Source organism: Desulfoscipio geothermicus DSM 3669 (assembly GCF_900115975.1).
In the GTDB taxonomy this organism is placed as follows: domain Bacteria; phylum Bacillota; class Desulfotomaculia; order Desulfotomaculales; family Desulfallaceae; genus Desulfoscipio; species Desulfoscipio geothermicus.
The window spans coordinates 96,695-113,735 of sequence record NZ_FOYM01000009.1; the positions used below are offsets into that span (position 1 = coordinate 96,695).

General features: G+C 53.0%; 15 protein-coding genes. 5 read left to right on the forward strand and 10 right to left on the reverse strand.

Annotated features, from left to right (window positions below; all coding sequences use genetic code 11):
* Positions 1–3: 3 nt before the first annotated feature.
* Both BM299_RS07180 and BM299_RS07185 read right to left on the reverse strand, forming a co-directional pair.
* A complete protein-coding gene (locus BM299_RS07180) occupies positions 4–1,050 on the reverse strand; it encodes a hypothetical protein (protein ID WP_092482787.1) in 1,047 nt (348 codons plus the stop codon).
* Complete coding sequence (locus tag BM299_RS07185) at positions 1,040–3,466, reverse strand: DEAD/DEAH box helicase (protein WP_245779687.1); 2,427 nt, start codon at positions 3,464–3,466, stop codon at positions 1,040–1,042. The genes BM299_RS07180 and BM299_RS07185 overlap by 11 nt, the downstream gene beginning before the upstream one ends.
* An 89-nt stretch (positions 3,467–3,555) precedes the next feature.
* Between BM299_RS07185 and BM299_RS19665 the strand changes: the two genes are divergently transcribed.
* A complete protein-coding gene (locus BM299_RS19665) occupies positions 3,556–3,732 on the forward strand; it encodes a hypothetical protein (protein ID WP_207545144.1) in 177 nt (58 codons plus the stop codon).
* Between the two features lie 87 nt (positions 3,733–3,819).
* Here the strand turns inward: BM299_RS19665 and BM299_RS07190 are convergent, their stop codons facing one another.
* Positions 3,820–4,494 (reverse strand): REP-associated tyrosine transposase, encoded by a 675-nt coding sequence (locus BM299_RS07190; protein ID WP_092482822.1) that lies wholly within the window; start codon positions 4,492–4,494, stop codon positions 3,820–3,822.
* Between the two features lie 152 nt (positions 4,495–4,646).
* Between BM299_RS07190 and mntA (BM299_RS07195) the strand changes: the two genes are divergently transcribed.
* On the forward strand, positions 4,647–5,057 hold the full coding sequence (gene mntA / locus BM299_RS07195) for a type VII toxin-antitoxin system MntA family adenylyltransferase antitoxin (RefSeq protein WP_092482788.1): 411 nt from the start codon (positions 4,647–4,649) through the stop codon (positions 5,055–5,057).
* A complete protein-coding gene (hepT, locus tag BM299_RS07200) occupies positions 5,047–5,451 on the forward strand; it encodes a type VII toxin-antitoxin system HepT family RNase toxin (protein WP_092482789.1) in 405 nt (134 codons plus the stop codon). Before mntA (BM299_RS07195) ends, hepT (BM299_RS07200) begins: the two co-directional genes overlap by 11 nt.
* A gap of 72 nt (positions 5,452–5,523) precedes the next feature.
* On the opposite strand, the gene BM299_RS07205 is transcribed toward hepT (BM299_RS07200), so the two are convergent.
* The 6 genes from BM299_RS07205 to BM299_RS07230 all read right to left on the reverse strand — a co-directional run bounded on the left by BM299_RS07205 (position 5,524) and on the right by BM299_RS07230 (position 13,775).
* The gene (locus BM299_RS07205; protein WP_131820613.1) at positions 5,524–7,635 is read right to left on the reverse strand and encodes a DUF5693 family protein; all 2,112 of its coding nucleotides are present in this window, start codon (positions 7,633–7,635) and stop codon (positions 5,524–5,526) included.
* 44 nt (positions 7,636–7,679) lie between these two features.
* Complete coding sequence (locus BM299_RS07210) at positions 7,680–9,557, reverse strand: FAD-dependent oxidoreductase (protein ID WP_092482791.1); 1,878 nt, start codon at positions 9,555–9,557, stop codon at positions 7,680–7,682.
* 223 nt (positions 9,558–9,780) lie between these two features.
* Positions 9,781–10,230, reverse strand: coding sequence for a hypothetical protein (locus tag BM299_RS07215; RefSeq protein WP_092482792.1), 450 nt, complete (start codon positions 10,228–10,230; stop codon positions 9,781–9,783).
* Positions 10,231–10,521: 291 nt separating this feature from the next.
* Positions 10,522–10,857 (reverse strand): nucleotidyltransferase domain-containing protein, encoded by a 336-nt coding sequence (locus BM299_RS07220; protein WP_092482793.1) that lies wholly within the window; start codon positions 10,855–10,857, stop codon positions 10,522–10,524.
* Positions 10,830–11,222, reverse strand: coding sequence for a HEPN domain-containing protein (locus tag BM299_RS07225; protein ID WP_092482794.1), 393 nt, complete (start codon positions 11,220–11,222; stop codon positions 10,830–10,832). The genes BM299_RS07220 and BM299_RS07225 overlap by 28 nt, the downstream gene beginning before the upstream one ends.
* 180 nt (positions 11,223–11,402) lie before the next feature.
* Positions 11,403–13,775, reverse strand: coding sequence for an S-layer homology domain-containing protein (locus tag BM299_RS07230; RefSeq protein WP_165608221.1), 2,373 nt, complete (start codon positions 13,773–13,775; stop codon positions 11,403–11,405).
* A gap of 327 nt (positions 13,776–14,102) precedes the next feature.
* On the opposite strand from BM299_RS07230, the gene mntA (BM299_RS07235) reads away from it, so the two are divergent.
* Both mntA (BM299_RS07235) and hepT (BM299_RS07240) read left to right on the forward strand, forming a co-directional pair.
* Entirely contained in the window at positions 14,103–14,561 is a 459-nt protein-coding gene (gene mntA, locus BM299_RS07235; RefSeq protein WP_092482796.1) for a type VII toxin-antitoxin system MntA family adenylyltransferase antitoxin, read from the forward strand.
* Positions 14,551–14,982, forward strand: a complete 432-nt coding sequence (hepT, locus tag BM299_RS07240) for a type VII toxin-antitoxin system HepT family RNase toxin (protein WP_092482797.1) — start codon at positions 14,551–14,553, stop codon at positions 14,980–14,982. The genes mntA (BM299_RS07235) and hepT (BM299_RS07240) overlap by 11 nt, the downstream gene beginning before the upstream one ends.
* Positions 14,983–15,154: 172 nt before the next feature.
* On the opposite strand, the gene BM299_RS07245 is transcribed toward hepT (BM299_RS07240), so the two are convergent.
* Positions 15,155–16,969, reverse strand: a complete 1,815-nt coding sequence (locus tag BM299_RS07245; protein WP_092482798.1) for an ASKHA domain-containing protein — start codon at positions 16,967–16,969, stop codon at positions 15,155–15,157.
* Between the last annotated feature and the right edge of the window lie 72 nt (positions 16,970–17,041).

Below are 17,041 nucleotides of genomic sequence, written 5' to 3' on the forward strand. Positions count from 1 at the left end.
TTTTTAGTGGCGGTCGCAGGTAAGCAGGCCGGCATCGCCGGGGACCAGGCGCCGGGCGGGGCCGCCGCATACCGGGCAGGCCGGGCTTTCAACATCATTGCTGTAGGGGTTGTAGACCACGATCTGGTTATAAAACATGTTTTTGTGCTGAACTTCCAGTTTGATATGCACGCAGGGCAGGTGATAGGCCACCAAGTGGTCCAGCCGCGCCTCAACCTCCACGTTATAGCGTGCCGCGGCGTCATTCTCGCGCCGGCGGCGGTCGTTCGCAGTGGCGGCCAGCTGTTTTTGCAATCTTTCCTTTTTGCCGGCGTCACGTGTATTAAAAATCTTTTCTTGAATTTCCCTGATCGTCTGTTCATAGTAGCGGCTAATCTTGGCCAGTTCCCGCTCCTTGAGTTGATCCGCCGCCCGGAGCAGGGGTTCCGCCTTTTTTCGCACCTGTAATTCGGCCTCCTGAACGGCCCGCCGGTACAAATCCGGCAACGGCAGCGTATCGGCCCGGGGCAGCCTGTGTTCCGGCTGCTCGCGGGGCACCACGTTTTTCCACAGCCCGGAGAATCCCGGCCGCAACAGCCCGGTATAGCCGTCCACCACCACGGTTACCAGTGCTTCACTTCTTTCGTAAGAACGAAATACGCAGCGAAAATTAAATTCATAGAAAATATGGTCCACCATCCACCGGTGAATAACCCGGGGCGGGCGGCAGCGCAGAAATTCCAGGCTTTCCCTCACCTTTTTCTCCAAATTTCCCGGCGGGGTTGAACTTATATCCGTTCGATACACATCGGTAAAACGGCCGTAATTCAGGGCCAGGCCGATTGCTTTGTCCAACAGGTTGCTGCCATAAGTAACAAACGTGCTGCCGGGCTGTTCCCCGGCCACCTCATAATCAAAGGCCAGCACAAGGTGGTCGGACATAAAATGTTTCGCCAGGTCATCGGGCAGAACAGCCTCCAAAAGCCCGTATTCGGGACGTTCCACCAGCGCCCCGGCCCGCACAAGACTGGCTTCCATGAAATCCTGCAGTATCAATCTATTACTGCTCATCAGGCAACAACTCCCCCAAAAGCCGGTCGTCCAGTTCCTTCACCGCCCGGTAATGCTCCCGGGCCTGCGCCAGCTGTTCGCCGAATTGGTCCATCTCCCGCTTCAGTTCCGTTTCGTCCGGACAGCGGGCCCAGATGTCCATTACAATGTCTTCGAATTCCTTTTTCTCTTTCAAGTTGCCCAGTATCATGTCCAGCTCGCCCACTACCAGCTGAAACATATTGATCTTGGCATCCAGCAGTTCCAGAATATATGATTCGATTGTACCGGAGGCGGAAAGGTTGTAGATATATACATCCCGGTTCTGGCCCAGGCGGTGAATGCGGCCGATACGCTGTTCAATGCGCATCGGGTTCCAGGGCAGGTCATAATTGATCAAGTTACGACAAAATTGTAAATTGCGCCCTTCACTGCCCGTTTCCGTGGATACCAGTACCCGGGCGCCGCCAGCAAAAAGCCGCACCTGCTCCTCTTTTTCCAGCCGGCGCATCCCCCCGTGCAACTCGGCCACCTCCAGTCCCCGTTCCCGCAGCAGGCCGGCCAGGAATCGCTGGGTCTCCCGGAACCCGGTAAAAACCACAACCCTTTCGTTGATCCGGTCCAGCATGCGCACCAGGACATCCGCCTTGGAGCGATCCGGGATTTTCCGGGCCTGGGCTGCCAGTGTGCCGCACAAGCGGCGCAGCGCGACCGGGTGATCCTGGTTGGCGGAAATTTTGTCCAGGGTGGGAATGAGGGCTTCCAGGCTGCTGCCCGCCTCCCGCTGCAGCATTTTCAGGACGAAACGGTTAACCCCTCCGGTGGGTCGTTCGGCACCGGGGGTATAATGACCGCGCACAAAGGTCGTCAGGCGCCGGTAAAAAGCCTCTTCCGCAGGCGAAAGGGCCACCTCCACCACTTCCGCCCGGCGCCGGCCGGCTATGGCCCCGGTTTCACTGCGCCGGTTGCGCACCATGACCTCCCGCACCAGCCTTTTGAGGTCGGCAGCATTTTTTACCTTGAGCGGGTTGCCCCGGGTCACGTATTTGCGTTTAAAGGACGAAGCCGTTTCCAGTTGCCCGGGCAGCAGCAATGTAATCAGATTGAAAAGTTCGCTCAAATCATTTTCCACCGGCGTGGCCGTAAGCAGCAAGATGTATTTTTTCTTTAACCGGCTGACCAGTTGATGCGCCTTGGTACGGCTGTTCTTCAGGTGATGGGCCTCGTCCACTATCACCATATCATATTCCGTTTCCAGGACCTGGCGGCGGTGGTTATCCCGTTTGGCCGTGTCCAACGAAGCTATAATCCGGGGAAATTTGCCCCAGGGGTTGGGCTCTGCTTTAAATTCATGACTGTCATAAGCAACAAAGTCCAGGTTGAACTTGGACTGCAGCTCCTCCCGCCATTGTTCCACCAGGGACGGCGGCGCGAGTACCAGCACCCGGCGCACCAGTCCCCGGAGTATATATTCCATCATAATCAAACCGGCTTCCACGGTTTTACCCAGCCCCACCTCGTCGCAGAGCAAAGCCCGGCCACGCAAATTTTGCAGCACGTGGCGCACCGTTTGCTGCTGGTATTCCAGGGGCTGCACATCCCGGGCGGCGGATAGGGACAGCAGTGTGCCGTAATCCGGGCTGAGGGACAGTTCCAAAGCCTGGCGGCGCAGGTACAGGTCCGCTAATGATGCAGCCTGCCCGGCGGCGGTTTCCGCTGCTTTCAACAATATTGCATCGTCTGCCTGGAAAAAGGTGATAACAAGATTATTTTTTGTGGTATCACGGACCGTTGCTTGCTGATCGGCCTCACCGGGGGATTGGCCGACGGATTGGCCTCCGGGCTTTACAACGCCCGGTAAATGTCCTGCCTGTTCGGCGGCAACCCGATCAGGGATAACCTTCCCCCCCGCCGCCGATCGGGGCAAATGCTCCGGCCGTTCAGTGGCAACCGGTTGCTTCTTTTCCGGACCGGGCGCAATTTTCCGGATTTTTTCCTTAGCCCGACCAGCCGTTTTAGCCGGTGGAACGCCGGTCTTGAGCCGCGCTCCGGCACCCTTCGACTGTGCTTCGGCACCGTTTCGCCGCGCTTCGGCATCGCGCTCGCCGGCATCGCCGCGACCTGCGGTTTTCTTCCCATCCCGCTGCTTACTGTTCCCGGCAGCAGGCGGCGCTTTTTTACCTTGCCCGGGCTCGACCAGAAACTTACCGCGCTTCAGCATTGTTACCGTAAATTTACCCGTGCCCAAACGGGCAAAAAATTTAGTTAAGCCTTTACCCTTCAACATGGTAACCCGGGCATTGACCCGGCACCGCACAGCATTGCCATCCGTATCACAAAGTATGATATATTCCTTGGCATACGGCTCCATATGCGGCTGCACATCCCAATCCAGCCCCAGGCAGTCCAACGTCATCATTCCCGGATACACATTCATAGTAAACACGCGTTCATTCGCCTCCAAAAAAGGGGACAGGCTACTTTACATGGCAATTTATGCTAACAAAAGGGGACAGGCTACTTTATGTGGCAATTTATGTAATTGGTGAAAATTACAGCATATTTGTAAGCAACTCCATTGGTTTGGAAGAAGCTACCCGCCACGCCTTCAAGGACCGCGTCTCTTGCATCCGCAAAAGAACAAGCCCTCAACTCTCTTCCCCCACGCCGCCGGCAATGGCACCGCCGGCACCTGCAGCGTGAGAGATCAAGCCCTTAGCTCTCTGCCGCTCCAGGCGGCACCGGGACTATCCCGGTCTCGCCCGGCCTTCAGCGCGGGAGATCAAACCCTTAGCTCTCTGCCTGCCACGCCGGCTTTTTGGGTCTGCCCCGCGGCCTGACGGTTGATTCAATACCAAGCTCTGCTGCCACTTTTTGCTGCCACATCGATGATCCGTACGGTGATTGCCGGTTTACACTGTTCCGGAGCTTCTCCTTTTCCTGCTCTGTCAGTGGCTCGTCCACGTAATCTCCCCAATTTTCCGGCATCACAATGGGCGGGGGGTCCAGTAAATCGGATCGACCAGTTATTCTTTCGTGATATGACGACCAGGGCCATTCCTTTACCGAGCCAACCAGACCGGCCCTTACCGGATTACCTTCGACATACCTCAGCACTGATAACAAATGATTATCTTCCTGAATGATAAAGCTTTTGTACCTGCCTTGCCATATGTGACCGCTGGTTCCGTAATGCCGGTGATACCTGCGGACATGGCTGGTCATCAACCACTGGACCCACTTACTGAACTCATCCGTTTTAATGGGTGTCAAAACCATGTGAAAGTGATTGGGCATTAAGCAATACGCCAGAATTTTTACGGGATGCCTATCTTTGGCCTCCCTCATTAAACCAATAAAAGCTGTATAATCCTGGTCCTTGTGGAAGACTACCTGTCTGCCATTGCCACGATTTAGCACGTGATAGATAAAACCGTCAATCATACCTCTTGCAATTCTGGGCATTCCCAACATCCTCCAGGTAAAGTAGCCTGTCCCCTTTTTGGTTCGGCACAGGGGGATAATATCCTGCCGGAATTTGTATTTATCTGTTACCAACCCTTGCCTCGTTCCATTTTCTGCTAGTATAATAAGCGGGAAAGAAAGGTGTATGCGCCATGCAAATAAAGCCGGGGCAGCTCGAGTTGATAAAAGATTACCTGCTGAAAAAAATATCGCCTTACCTGATTATTGTTTTCGGGTCGGCGCTTACCGGGAAAATGCTGCCCGACAGTGACATTGATATAGCTTTTTTGACGGACCGGGAGCACAATGCTTACGACATATACATGGTTGGCCAGGAACTCGCCGATATGCTTGGCAGAGATGTGGATTTAGTGGATTTGGGGAAAGCCTCAACCGTATTCCAGGCCCGGGTGCTGACCACCGGAAAGGTTATTTACTGCAGCGACGACACCAGGCGCATGTATTTTGAAATGCATACCTTGAAAAAATACGCCCGGCTAAACGAGGAACGCCGGTGCATACTGGATAAGATAACAGGGCGAGGTACGGCACATGCAAAATGATGTGATATTGAACAAAATCGCGGTAATAAACCGCTGTATAAAAAGGGTGAATGAAGTATACGCGGGCGACCCGCAAAATTTAACTGATTTTACCAAGCAGGATTCCATTATACTTAATATCCAGCGGGCCTGCGAGGCAGCCATTGACCTGGCCATGCACGTGGTTGCGGAAAAGGACCTGGGCCTGCCCCAGAGCAGCCGGGAGGCCTTTGACCTGCTGGAGCAAAATAACCTCTTGGACAGGCCCCTGGCTGCCCGGTTAAAAGCCATGGTAGGATTTCGCAATATCGCAGTGCATGATTACCAGGCCATCAACCTTGACATAGTACGAAAAATAATTGAAGAGCATCTGGGGGATTTTACAGTTTTTGCGAACCTGCTTTTGGAAATTTAAGACTGAAAAAGGGGACAGGCTACTTTATCTGGCATAAACTTCCACGAAAAGTAGCCTGTCCCCTTTATTTGGTTATAATTTCCATGAAAAGTAGCCTGTCCCCTTTTTAAAGATGCGCCAGAGGGCGATCAGCAGCAGGCCGCCGGCGATGCCCAGCCAGAGGCCGTTGAAACTGCGCATTAGTGAAATCGCCAGGGGCGTGTGGATGTGGGCGTAGGTGTTGACCAGGGAAATCTGCCCGATGGCGCCCAGCAGGAGCAGGGGCATGTAGTTGTTGTTCCGGTACCCCAGGTAAAAGAGCAGCACCAGCAGCGGGTGGCCCAGGAAAAATTCCTTGGTGCGGGGGCGCACCCCCAGCAGGTTGTCCAGCAAAGCCCGGAACTTGAGCTCCAGCGGCGATATGGCCGCGGATTCGTTGCCCGTGCGGGAAACGTATACCAGCAGCGCCACCAGCAGTATGCCGCCGACCACCGCGAATTTAACCAGGATGGGCTGTTCCAGGAACCGCTTCAGCTGCCGCTGCCAGCCGCCCCCGTCTTCGTCACCCCGGAAGAAGAATATTATCGACAACAGCAGCAAGGGCACCACATGCGCCAGCTTGACCCCGGCAAACTGGTCCAGCTTGAGCATGAACCCCTTATCCGCCAGCAGGCCCACCATAAGCAGGGCCCCCACCAGCGAGTACAGAGAGGTACGCAACAGGAGAGCAACCGCCCTCCCCGGAGAAGAACCGCCCCGCTTCACGTGCAGCGCCAGTGAAAGGGTGGGAAATATTACCACCGCCGCAAAGGCCATCAGCTTGCGCCCCGGGCTCACCTGCCCGGCGGCCAGCAGCGCCACCCACAGCAGCAGTGCCAGCAGGCCCAGGTAGGGCGCGGCCCGGCCCCAGCCCATGGTATGGGTGAGCAGCATTTCCCCGGCGATAACGCCCAGGCCCATGACAAACAACAGCCAGCGGGAAACGGCCAGGGGCGGCAGCACCGCGGCATCCCCCACTTGCAGGCCCTCGGCAGCCAGGGTGTCCCGGGTCTTTTCCGCCAGGTCAAGATTCATTTGCAACACATCGGGAACATTGGTTTTCATGTATGAATGGAGCAGCAGCACCCGGATATTGCGTTCCGAAGCCGCCAGGGCGAACCGGTCCACCATAGCGGGTACGCTGTAGTTCTTTTTGGCATCTTCCGCCGGGGTCAGGGTGTGCAGCCGGACCACGTTTTTATCCAGCAGCAGGCCCAGCCGGGACAGCCCGACCTGGTTGGAAAACTCTATCTGTACCACCGGCACATCCAGTTTTTGCATTTCATAAGCCAGCGGCCTGATCAAATCAGGCACGCCCGGCAGTACGGGGTCGTTGAACAATACGCCGGCCAGGTTGGGAATTTGGCTGATTTGGTCGAAAACATAATGCAGCCCCTGGTAATTGACCTGGTTCCAGGTGCGCAGCTGCACATAAGTCTTCAATCCGGCGGCTTGTACATCCTCCACGGCCCGGGCCGGGAAGCCGACTCCCATTTGCTCCAACAGCCCCCAGTCGTAGGCCGTTTCCAGAATATACACGCCGGAGCCGCGCCATTCCCTTAAGGCGCGCACGCCGTTATCACCATCGTTATCGCTTGCCGTTGAAACCGGCGCTGCGGGGCCCGCGGTTTCGGGAATGCCGATACCGTCAGCCGCGGGGGACGGGGCCCCTTTGCCAACGGTGCCGGATCGGTCGGCCGCGCCGGGATCATTCACGTTATCGCCTGCCGCCGGGGCGATCTTGGCTGACAACTGCCCCTTCACCCGCTCGAAAATTTGTTCATCAGTAAATACAAAGTACCAAAGGTCGTTTTGAATATCGCCCGGGTAAGCGGAACCAAAAGCCTTAATAATATCGGGATCGCCCAGCGCCAGCAGTTCCTGGCCGGTGCGCAACGTGAACTCCCCGTTTTGCTGCGCCTCCCGCACGGTAGGCTCCTTGATTAACACGGCAGTGACGCCGCGGGCTTTATATTTTTCCAGCGCGTCCCGGGTGGTCAGGCCGTTCATCCGGGCCAGGGCGGCCACCTCGTCGTACACCACGGCCAGCGCCACACTGCGGTGCTGCCTTTCCAGGACATACCGCTGCCAGGCCGCGTAGCCGGCGGCAACCAGGGAAACGATTATTATACCGATAAGCAGCAGCTTCCATTTTTTATCTTTCACAGCAGTTTCAACCTCCATGCGCAAACATTTCAACACCCGGCACCCTATTCCCGTAGCATCTGTATAAAATCCTTCACCAGCATGTACGCCGCCCCGTGGGTCAGGGGTTTTTCCGGGGCCAGGCGAGTTTGCCAGTAATCACCGTCCCGTTCAAAAAGTCCCCCGGCCTTTAGGTATTCGAAGGCTTCTTTTTTGCCGGTCTCCAAGCCCAGGTAACGTGCCAGCATATAGCAGGCGTCATACAGGGTAAAGGCGTTGGCCTCGGGGTACAGGGAGGGATGTTCTTCAACCCGGACCCCGCTTTGCCGCACCGCCCGGGCCAGCACATTGATAAACCGCCGGTCCTCGATGGGCCGGTCCAACTTGTAGTCGTTATTATACCCGCCGGCGGCCAGCCCCAGGCTGCGCACGAATTTCAGCCCGGCGTAGGCCGGGTGACCGGCCAACTTATTTTCGATATGGAAGGGTTTCAACTCCATTCCCTGTTCGTTCAAACGGCGCTGCAGTTCTTTGACCAAGGCGGCGTCGGCGGCAAGTTCGCGAAAGCTCACATCATTCTCCAGGGCCAGCGCCGCCGCCGCGCCCGCGGCCTGCCCCGCGGCCATGCCCACGGGAATGGTCCTGGCGCTGCCGTGGGCCAGCGAATCAAAGCCAGCCGCCCGGCCCACCACCAGCAGCCCGTCCACTTTTTGCGGCACCAGGCATCTAAAAGGAATGGCATACTGCTCGGGTCTCCCGATGATCACCCCCGGTATGTCGGGGCCGGACGGCTGTATATCCACGGGGTATGAGCCAAAGGCAACGCGGTCCGGGAAATCCCGGTTCTCCAGCACGTCATCAATGGTAAGCCGGTATTCCCCGTAAATATGCCGGGACTCGCGCACGTACAGTTCCGGGGCCACCCCGGCCGGTTGGGCGTCACCCAGGCCGGGAACGTACTTATTCAAAAACTCCACCACCCGCGGCAATTCCTGCACGGCCACTTCCCCGGCCTCTCTTCGCGAAGCCGGGTCCAGGGGATCAACCCCGAAGATCAGCAGGGCGTTCACCAGCACGCTGCCGTCATTTTGCCGGCCCATGTTCAGCCCCCGGAGCTGCAGCCTTTCGGTGGAGGGTACGTACTTGGAAGTTATCTCGCTGAAGCCCCAGGCGCTGTGCCGGTTGGCGCCGGTGCTCTTATTGTTGTCCCGGTAAGTCAGATAATAGCGGATTTTCAACCAGTCCAACAAATCGACGCGATTTAATTTAAACACCAGAGTGGTGGCCATCCGGCCGGCCTGCCGGCCAATGTCCTCCTGGCCGGTACTGTACGGCACCCCGGCCAGGGCGGCCAAATCCGCGTCCTGGGTGGCATCGATCACCCGGGCCGCCTTGATTCGCCTTTCCTCCCCGCCCGCCGCCAGCCGGACGCCCCGAACCACCGGGCCGCCGGCGTTATCCTCCACCAGGGGAGTTATTTGGGAGGCATTCAGCAAAACAGTCAGGTTCTCCTCCCCGGCAACCAGCTTGTTGAACACCCGCACGGCATTGGTTACGTCGAAGGAGTCGCCCTTGACTTGCCGGTAAAACTCCAGGAAGATGCCCTTGTTCAAAATATCCCCGTCCGGGCCGTAATTCATGTCGATGCTGTTCAGCCAGCCCCGGGTCATCAGCCCGCCCAAAACCGGTCGGGTATCCACCAGCAGCACGGACAGCCCGTTCCGGGCACCGGATACCGCGGCGGCTATGCCCTCGGGGTCGCCGCCCACCACCACCAAGTCATAAACTTCCCCCACCCGGTCGGGTGGGGGTAACTTGACGTCGCCTGCCCCGGAAGGGCTGAACGGGTTGTAAACGATCAGCCACGTCGCAGCAATCAGGAGCAGGGCCAAAAACAATATTCGCTTGTTGAATCTAACCAGCACTTTCCAAACATTAAACATACCATACCCTCAAGAGACCGGAGCCGGGCCGGTGGTTATTCCACAATTAACTATTCACTAAAACCGATTAAAACTTTACAATAAGAAAAAGGGGACAGGCACCTTGGCCAGGCACAGGCACCTTGGTACCTTCGCGAAAAAGGGGACAGGCACCTTTTTCAAAAAACGAAAAAGGAGCCAGTCCCCTTTTTCGTATATACTTTCCTTAACAATCAAAAAACCGCTAAAAACCACGGTACATTATAATGGTTTGCTTTTGCGCCCTGATACCCCGGCCGTCCGATCTGGGTATGGTGAACAGGTGATTGTTGGCCGCAGGCTGGCCCGCGAGCACGTTTTTCCCGGCCGTTAAATCGGGTATACCGCTGCCGGTCGGGTCCACCACCACCGCGCTGCCGGTGCGCACGATAAACTCGGTGCCGGCTTTGCCGATGAATTCCTGACCTTCAGCCAGTTTGGTCACGCTCCATTCCAGGGAGCCGCCCCCAGCCGGACCGACTTCGCTCATAAAGTCCTGCACGTATTTTTCCACAAAACTCCTGGTAACCAGCGGATCGCCCGCCGACCCCGGGTCCCCCGCCGCCCCGGCGGCGGCCAGACCTCCATATCCGACAATACCGGCAACCATCACCAGCAAGCAAATCCAAACCAGTTTTTGCTTATTAAATTGCATGAAGGCAACCTCCCGCACATGCTTATTCAACCTTAACATTTCGACAGCAAGGGAACATCTCCTGCAAAATATAAAGATGAAACCCACAGGTTTGAGCAGAGCAACTTCGTTCTTCTGGCGCAAACAAAAAAATTACGGCTTTGTGGATAGGTTATTAAAAAGGCTCAAAAGTCGTCTAATATATGACAGTTGAGCCACTTATGCGCGCAAAACTTCCGATTACGCCCATTAATAACCACGCCCTGATTGGTTGCCGACAAGAGAAACAGTCCCCGTAGTTGCTTCAGGAATCTAAACTGAATCCGCCCAAATCATTTTACCTGTTGAACGAATTTCTGAAATAAAATAACTATTACTAGCCTTAAATTCGCCCGGTGTAAATGTATGAATTTCAAAAAAAGGCTCAATACCCTCCTTAATTATGGTTCTGTAAATTAATTGCTTATCTTTTAAGGGGTTTTGTCCAAACTCAGGAGAGATTACGGCAATATCAACGTCACTTTCCTCAACAGCAGTACCTTTTGCATAAGAACCAAAAAGGATAACAGAATCCAGCTTAATATTTTTTTTAAGAGATTGTACTAATTTTTTAATTTCATTTATAATTTCAGATTCTTCTCTAACCATTTAGCTCCCTCCTGTGTTTTAATCAGGATTTCTTGAAATACTCTTTTAGGAGTGCTTTCCAGTATTTTTCTTCTATCCTCGGGATAACGCCCTTCAATATTAAACGGCTGAAGATCAGCCAACAAATCCTTCATTGATTCATCAAGCCGGTCAAGAATCCCCGACTTTTTAGCAAGTAAAATTAGATTGTGACTCTTTGGAGGAACAGACTTGGTATTGTGTAGTATTAACGCTTTAAATATTTTTTCTATAGCAAGGTGACAAAAAAAGCCACATTCTAAATATCGTTTCGATTTTAAAAGAGCTTCAGCAGTTATCAAATCTTCTCTTGCTTCATCAACCCAATACCTTATAGCATCAGCCAAAATATCACCTCCGATTAACAATATTTTACACCAAACAAATGTATTTTGCCAACGATAAACGGTAAAAAGGTCATGAAAACCCACTCATAAAAAGGGGACAGGCACCATTTTCAAAGAGCGAAAATGGAGCCAGTCCCCTTTTTATGGTGCCTGACCTTTTGTCCAGCCCCTATTTACCGGTTATTCCAGAACCACTTCGTACACCATGTTCCTCAACATGTACAGGCGCACCCGGTCGCCTTTTTCCAGGCTGCTGATCCCGGAGAACACGCTGTTGGCGTCGTGCAGGTAAAAGTCCTCGTCCAGGTTATAGTCATCCCAGCTGTACCCGTCTTCAAGGTACACCTCATCGTCATCGTCGTCCAGGTCCGCGGCCAGTTTCCCGGCCACCTCTTCCATAACCAGGAAAGAAAAACCACCGTCCAGGTCTTCCAGCACCTCGACCCGATCGCCTGTCTCCAACCTGCTCAACGAATCGTATATTTTGCCGTCAATATTCACCCGGCTGCCGGAGGTAAAATCTACAGACGTGGTTTTACCGCTGAACAGCCGCAGGGTAACGCTCTTCTGATAATTATTAAGCGAAATTACTTCCCCACGCAGGGGCTGGAGTACCTCGACCGTGTCCAAATCCCGGCCCATATAGGTTGCCCGGACAAGGTCGCCGACCTGCACATCGTCCAGGTCGGGGTAAGTAACACCCGGCACGATCAAGTCCACGTCGCCTCTGACGTACAGCCTTGCGCTGTCACCATCCTCGTCCTCCACTTCCAGGCGGTCATAAACGTCCCGGACCCTTTCCACCCGGCAGGTGCTTGCAGTGCGCAGCTTGATTTCCGTTACCCGGTTATTATCCAGAACTATCCGGGCATAATCGCCCCGCTTGATGTCATCCAGTTCATCCCGGTCATCCTTGCTATCCACGTCCACATTTTTATCTAAAATATAGGTTTTCCGCTCGCCGTTGTCCCGCTGCAGCACAAGGAGCAGCCCGTCTTCATCCAGGCTGGTGATGGTACCGTCCAGCGCGTCGTTGGTCTCCACGTAAATTATATCTCCGTCCAGCAGGCGAATCTTTACTTCCATGTCCTGCCGGAGGTCCGTCAATTCGGCATCGTCATCGCCGTCGATATTAATTCGGGCTTCCTCCAGCACATCATAGGCCAGCAGTTTATCTTTATCGTCTTTCAGGGTCAGCACCCGGTTGTCCGCATCCACGGCATATACCGTGGCCGTCAGGGCATCTGTGACCTCCCGCCCGGTTACTTCCAGGGAGGTTACCACTCCTTCCTTGATCACCGCGGTAACTGTGTCCCCCTCATCTATGTCGGAAAGGAAGGCGTTGCTCAATCCGGGAACGGTGACCTGCACATCCGGCGCCAGGCTGTACGCCCGCACCCGGCCGTCAACCTCCAGATTGATAATATCCTTGTCGGTATCCAAAATAATTACTTCGCCCGTGACATTCAGACGGGCGGCCATTTCCAGAACTTCAATGCCGGTGACCAGACCATCTTCAACGGTTATTTTCACCCGGTCGCCACGGCGGATATCCTGCAAACCGGGGAAGCGGACACCGTCCACCTCCACCCGGACGTAATCATCCAGGCGATAGGACGACAAACGCTCGTTATCTGACTGGAGAGTCAACAGGCCGGTATCCAGGTCCAGGTCATAAACCACACCCTCGTTACCCGCAACGCCGCTCCGGGAATTTACCACAATACCGGTAACGTAACCCGCAGCATTCAGGGTAACCTCCACCTCGTCGCCGGGCTGCAGGGCGTTCAGCCCTTGATTGCCGGAACCCACCACCGAAATATCCGCGCCGCCCGGCAGGTACAGGGTCCGCAGGCCGCCGCCGGTTTCCTCTATAACAAAAGCGTTGCTCTCGGGGTAAACTTTAATCACGGTGCCGCTGGCATCTGTGAAGCCGGGTATTATAATGCCGGTCTGCCCGGATGCGCCCGTGCCGGTTTGACTGCCGCTGCCGGGAACCGCGGTCCGGTTCGGCAGCTTATCCATGGCACGGCTTAAAAAGGCCACCATTTCCGCCCGGCTGACCTCATTGTCCGGGCGGAAAGTGCTATCGGCATAACCCGCGATCAGGTCATAATCCTGAGCCACCCGCACGTAATACTGCGCCCAGTCGGGAATTTTGTAAGCGTCCGTAAAATTGGGCAGTAACAACCTCTCCTGGGCCTCGGACTCCTTGCCGATCATCCGCACCAAAAGCCGCGCCACCCACGCCCGGGAAGCGCCGGCATAAGCCGTGAATTGATCGGTTTCCTTCAACAGCCCTTGCTGCAAAGCCAGCTTGGCATCGGCTTGCGCCCAATCGGGCACGGGAAAGGGCACTTCGGGCAGATCGGCGCCGGGCGCGGCCTGCAGTCCCATGGCCCGCACGGCCATACTCACAGCCTCAACCTGCTTTACGACAGTGCCGGGACGAAAAGTACCGTCGGTATAACCGCCCACCACCCCCAGCTTGCTCATTTTCTCAATATTACCGGCCGCCCAGTGGCTTTCGGGCACATCACTGAACCCGGCCAATGCCGCGCCCCCCCACAGCAGCGTCGACAAAAACACGACCGGTATTATAAAGCTAATCTTCGGTAAGCCCCGCCTCCTCATGGCAAAATTCACACTCCCTTGGCAAATTTTTTCACTTTATGTTTTTTATTTCGACATGAGAGGCGATGGTCCTGCCGGGTACGGGAAAAAGACGCTGCCTGATACGTTATTTCCGAAAACGGGATGCCCAAAAGGACTTTCCTCAAAAAACCGAAACTATGGAGTGCCTGGCACCGTCATAAAATGGTATAATGTTTAAAGTCAGGGCATAAGGTCCAATCGACTACCATAAGTGGAGTGAAAAATATGGCCAGAACTTCATTTGGCAAAAAACAAAAAAAATTCTCTATAGGCTTAACTGAAAAAACTTCTCTACTTGAGAAGTTAACACATACCTTAAATAAACAGACCAATGCCGCCTTTGCTTATATTCATGGTTCATTTTTAGATGATCAAGCTTTTGGCGACGTGGACATTGCCATCTACTATGCTGAAAACAACCTTCCGCCAAAAGAGCAAATTATACAGCATGAACTTTCCCTGGAAATGATATTACAAGAGAAGTTCAATTACCTTTTTGATGTGCGAATTATTAACAACGCCCCCTTATCCTTTTGTTATAACGTATTGAAAAATGGCCGGCTATTGTATTCAAATGATGAGGAATTGAGAATACAATTTGTAACCAGAACCATTGACGACTATATAGATTTCCTTCCATACCGAAAACGTTACTTAAGGGAAGTGTTAGGCCTTGAAATTTAATCCTGATGCTGTGCAAAAAATACTGGCGGAATACCTGGAAGCATGCCGGAGACTAAAGGAACTGGCGCAGTTATCATTTTCAGCGCTGGCAGCAGACCCACACAAAATTGCCAGCAGCAAATATCACTTTATCATTGCCATTGAGGCTGCCATTGACCTATGCAACCATCTAATAGCCAAAAATAATTTACGTGTTCCGGAAGATTATGCCGATACCTTTAGGGTAATGGGCGAAAACGGCTTGATAGACAAGGATTTCATTTATGATTTAGCGAATATGGCCAGATTTAGAAACAGGTTGGTCCATCGTTACTGGGACATTGATACAGAACAACTTTACAATATCCTGAAGAACAACCTTGGAGACCTGGACAGGTTTTTACATGAAATACGCTCCAATTTAACTAAGAACTCGGTTTGACTAGCAATAAATGTGATGGTTTATAGTATATCTTGGTATTTTCGGCGACCATAGAGTGCCCCCGCAAACCAAGATCACGGATATCATCTGCAAAATATCCAGCCATTTAGTTCCCAGTATTTTCAAGCTTTCGAAGCTTTCTTACAGGTGCGAAAGTTGAGTTGATAACCTTTTAAAAATATAACGCTTCAATAAATTGATTATGAAAATCTTTATGCGAAGCTAATTCCACATGCCTAATTCTCTCTGCTATACGGTCGGCCTCCATCCTAAGGTTTTCGGATATCAGCGCCATCTGCGCCCCCATCCCGGCGGCATTACCTACAAATTCAATCTTTTCCGGAGCAATCGACGGCAAAAGACCGATGGTAATAACACTTTCTTTTTTAATATAGTTACCGAAAGTACCAGCTAGTAAAATTTTATCCAATTCACCGGGCTCAATTTCCTGATCCGCCAGCAAAATTTGAATCCCGGCCTTAATGGCTCCCTTGGCCAGTTGCAGCTCTCGTATGTCCTTTTGGGTTATCAGCACCGGGCCTTTGATGGTTGTTTCCTCCTCGGTGGCCAGTACAAAATATTTACCCCCGTCTCCCTTTCCCAACCGCTTTTGAAGTTGCGGCGGTAAATGCGAGGCTTCTTCAGGTGCAATAATTTTACCTGAAGCGTCTATTATTCCTGCCGCAATCATTCCGGCCACAGCATCAAGCAAGCCCGATCCGCAAATTCCCCTGGCAGCATAACCACCAATGGTCTTTATTTCAACATCCTCGCCGATAATAACTTCTTCAATAGCTCCTTCCGCCGCACGCATGCCGTACTCAATTTGTGCCCCTTCAAAAGCCGGACCGGCAGCAGTAGAACAAGCCACGATCTCCCCGCGCCCGGCAAGAACAATTTCACCGTTGGTACCGATATCAATGACCAACTTAGTACCGCCATCACGGTGAATCCCGGTAGCCAAAACAACACTTACGGTATCAGAACCCAAGAACCCTGCTATATTTGGCAATACGTGCACCTGCGCATGCGGCGCCGCGTGAAGACCCAGATCGCGCGCTTCCAATACCATGCGCCGGGTGGTCACAGGTATAAATGGTGACAGCGCCAGGTTGGAGGGATCCAGTTTCGTAAAAAGGTGCGTCATGGTAGTATTGCCTACCACCGTCACCTGGTATATGTCAGTAGATGTGATACCGTTTATGTTACATAATTCATCAATTAATCCATTAATAACTTCCACTACCATGGCATGCAGTTTTTCCAATCCGCCTTTATTTTCCATACAGTAGGTAATACGTGAAATAACATCGGCCCCGTAAATATTTTGCCTATTGGTAGCTGAAGCCGTACTTAACTGCTTGCCTGTATTTAAGTCCAGCAATGATGCGACTATGGAAGTAGTGCCCAAGTCAACTGCTACACCGCACAGCGTATTTGTCGTGTCGCCCGCCTCAACGGCAATTATTTTGTCCCCGCAAAGCACTTTCGTTACCAGGTGTTCCTTTTTTCGCAATGCATCCGGAAGCATTCTTAACGCTTCCAAACAAACTTCATTTACATTATCCTTGGTGTCATTTAGTTGTTCTAAAAGACGCTCTCGATCTGAAACCTGGTAGTCAAGGGAAGGCTTGCTTATTTGAACACAGGCTTTTTTTATTCCTGGATTTACTTCCATAGTCAAACCAAGATCAAAAAGGTTAATTTGGTTCTTGCGATGCACTGAAACGGCAACTTGGGGAACCTCAATGTCCATATCCGATTTTATTTTGGTCCGGCAAGCCAGCACTTTTTTATAATCGACGGTCTGTTCATTATTCTTACCCCTATCCCGTATACGGACCATGCACTTTCCGCATCTACCTTTACCGCCACAGGAGTTTTCCAGTTTTACCCCGGCCAGGCCGGCAGCCTCCATTATGGTAATCCCCTCAAAAGCTTTAACTTCCTTATTGTCCGGCAAAAACAGTACTGAATACTGTTTCATATACCTATCCCTCACCCATAACAATTTACTAAATATACTTTACCAAAACGCACCATAAAGCCCCCGCTAGCC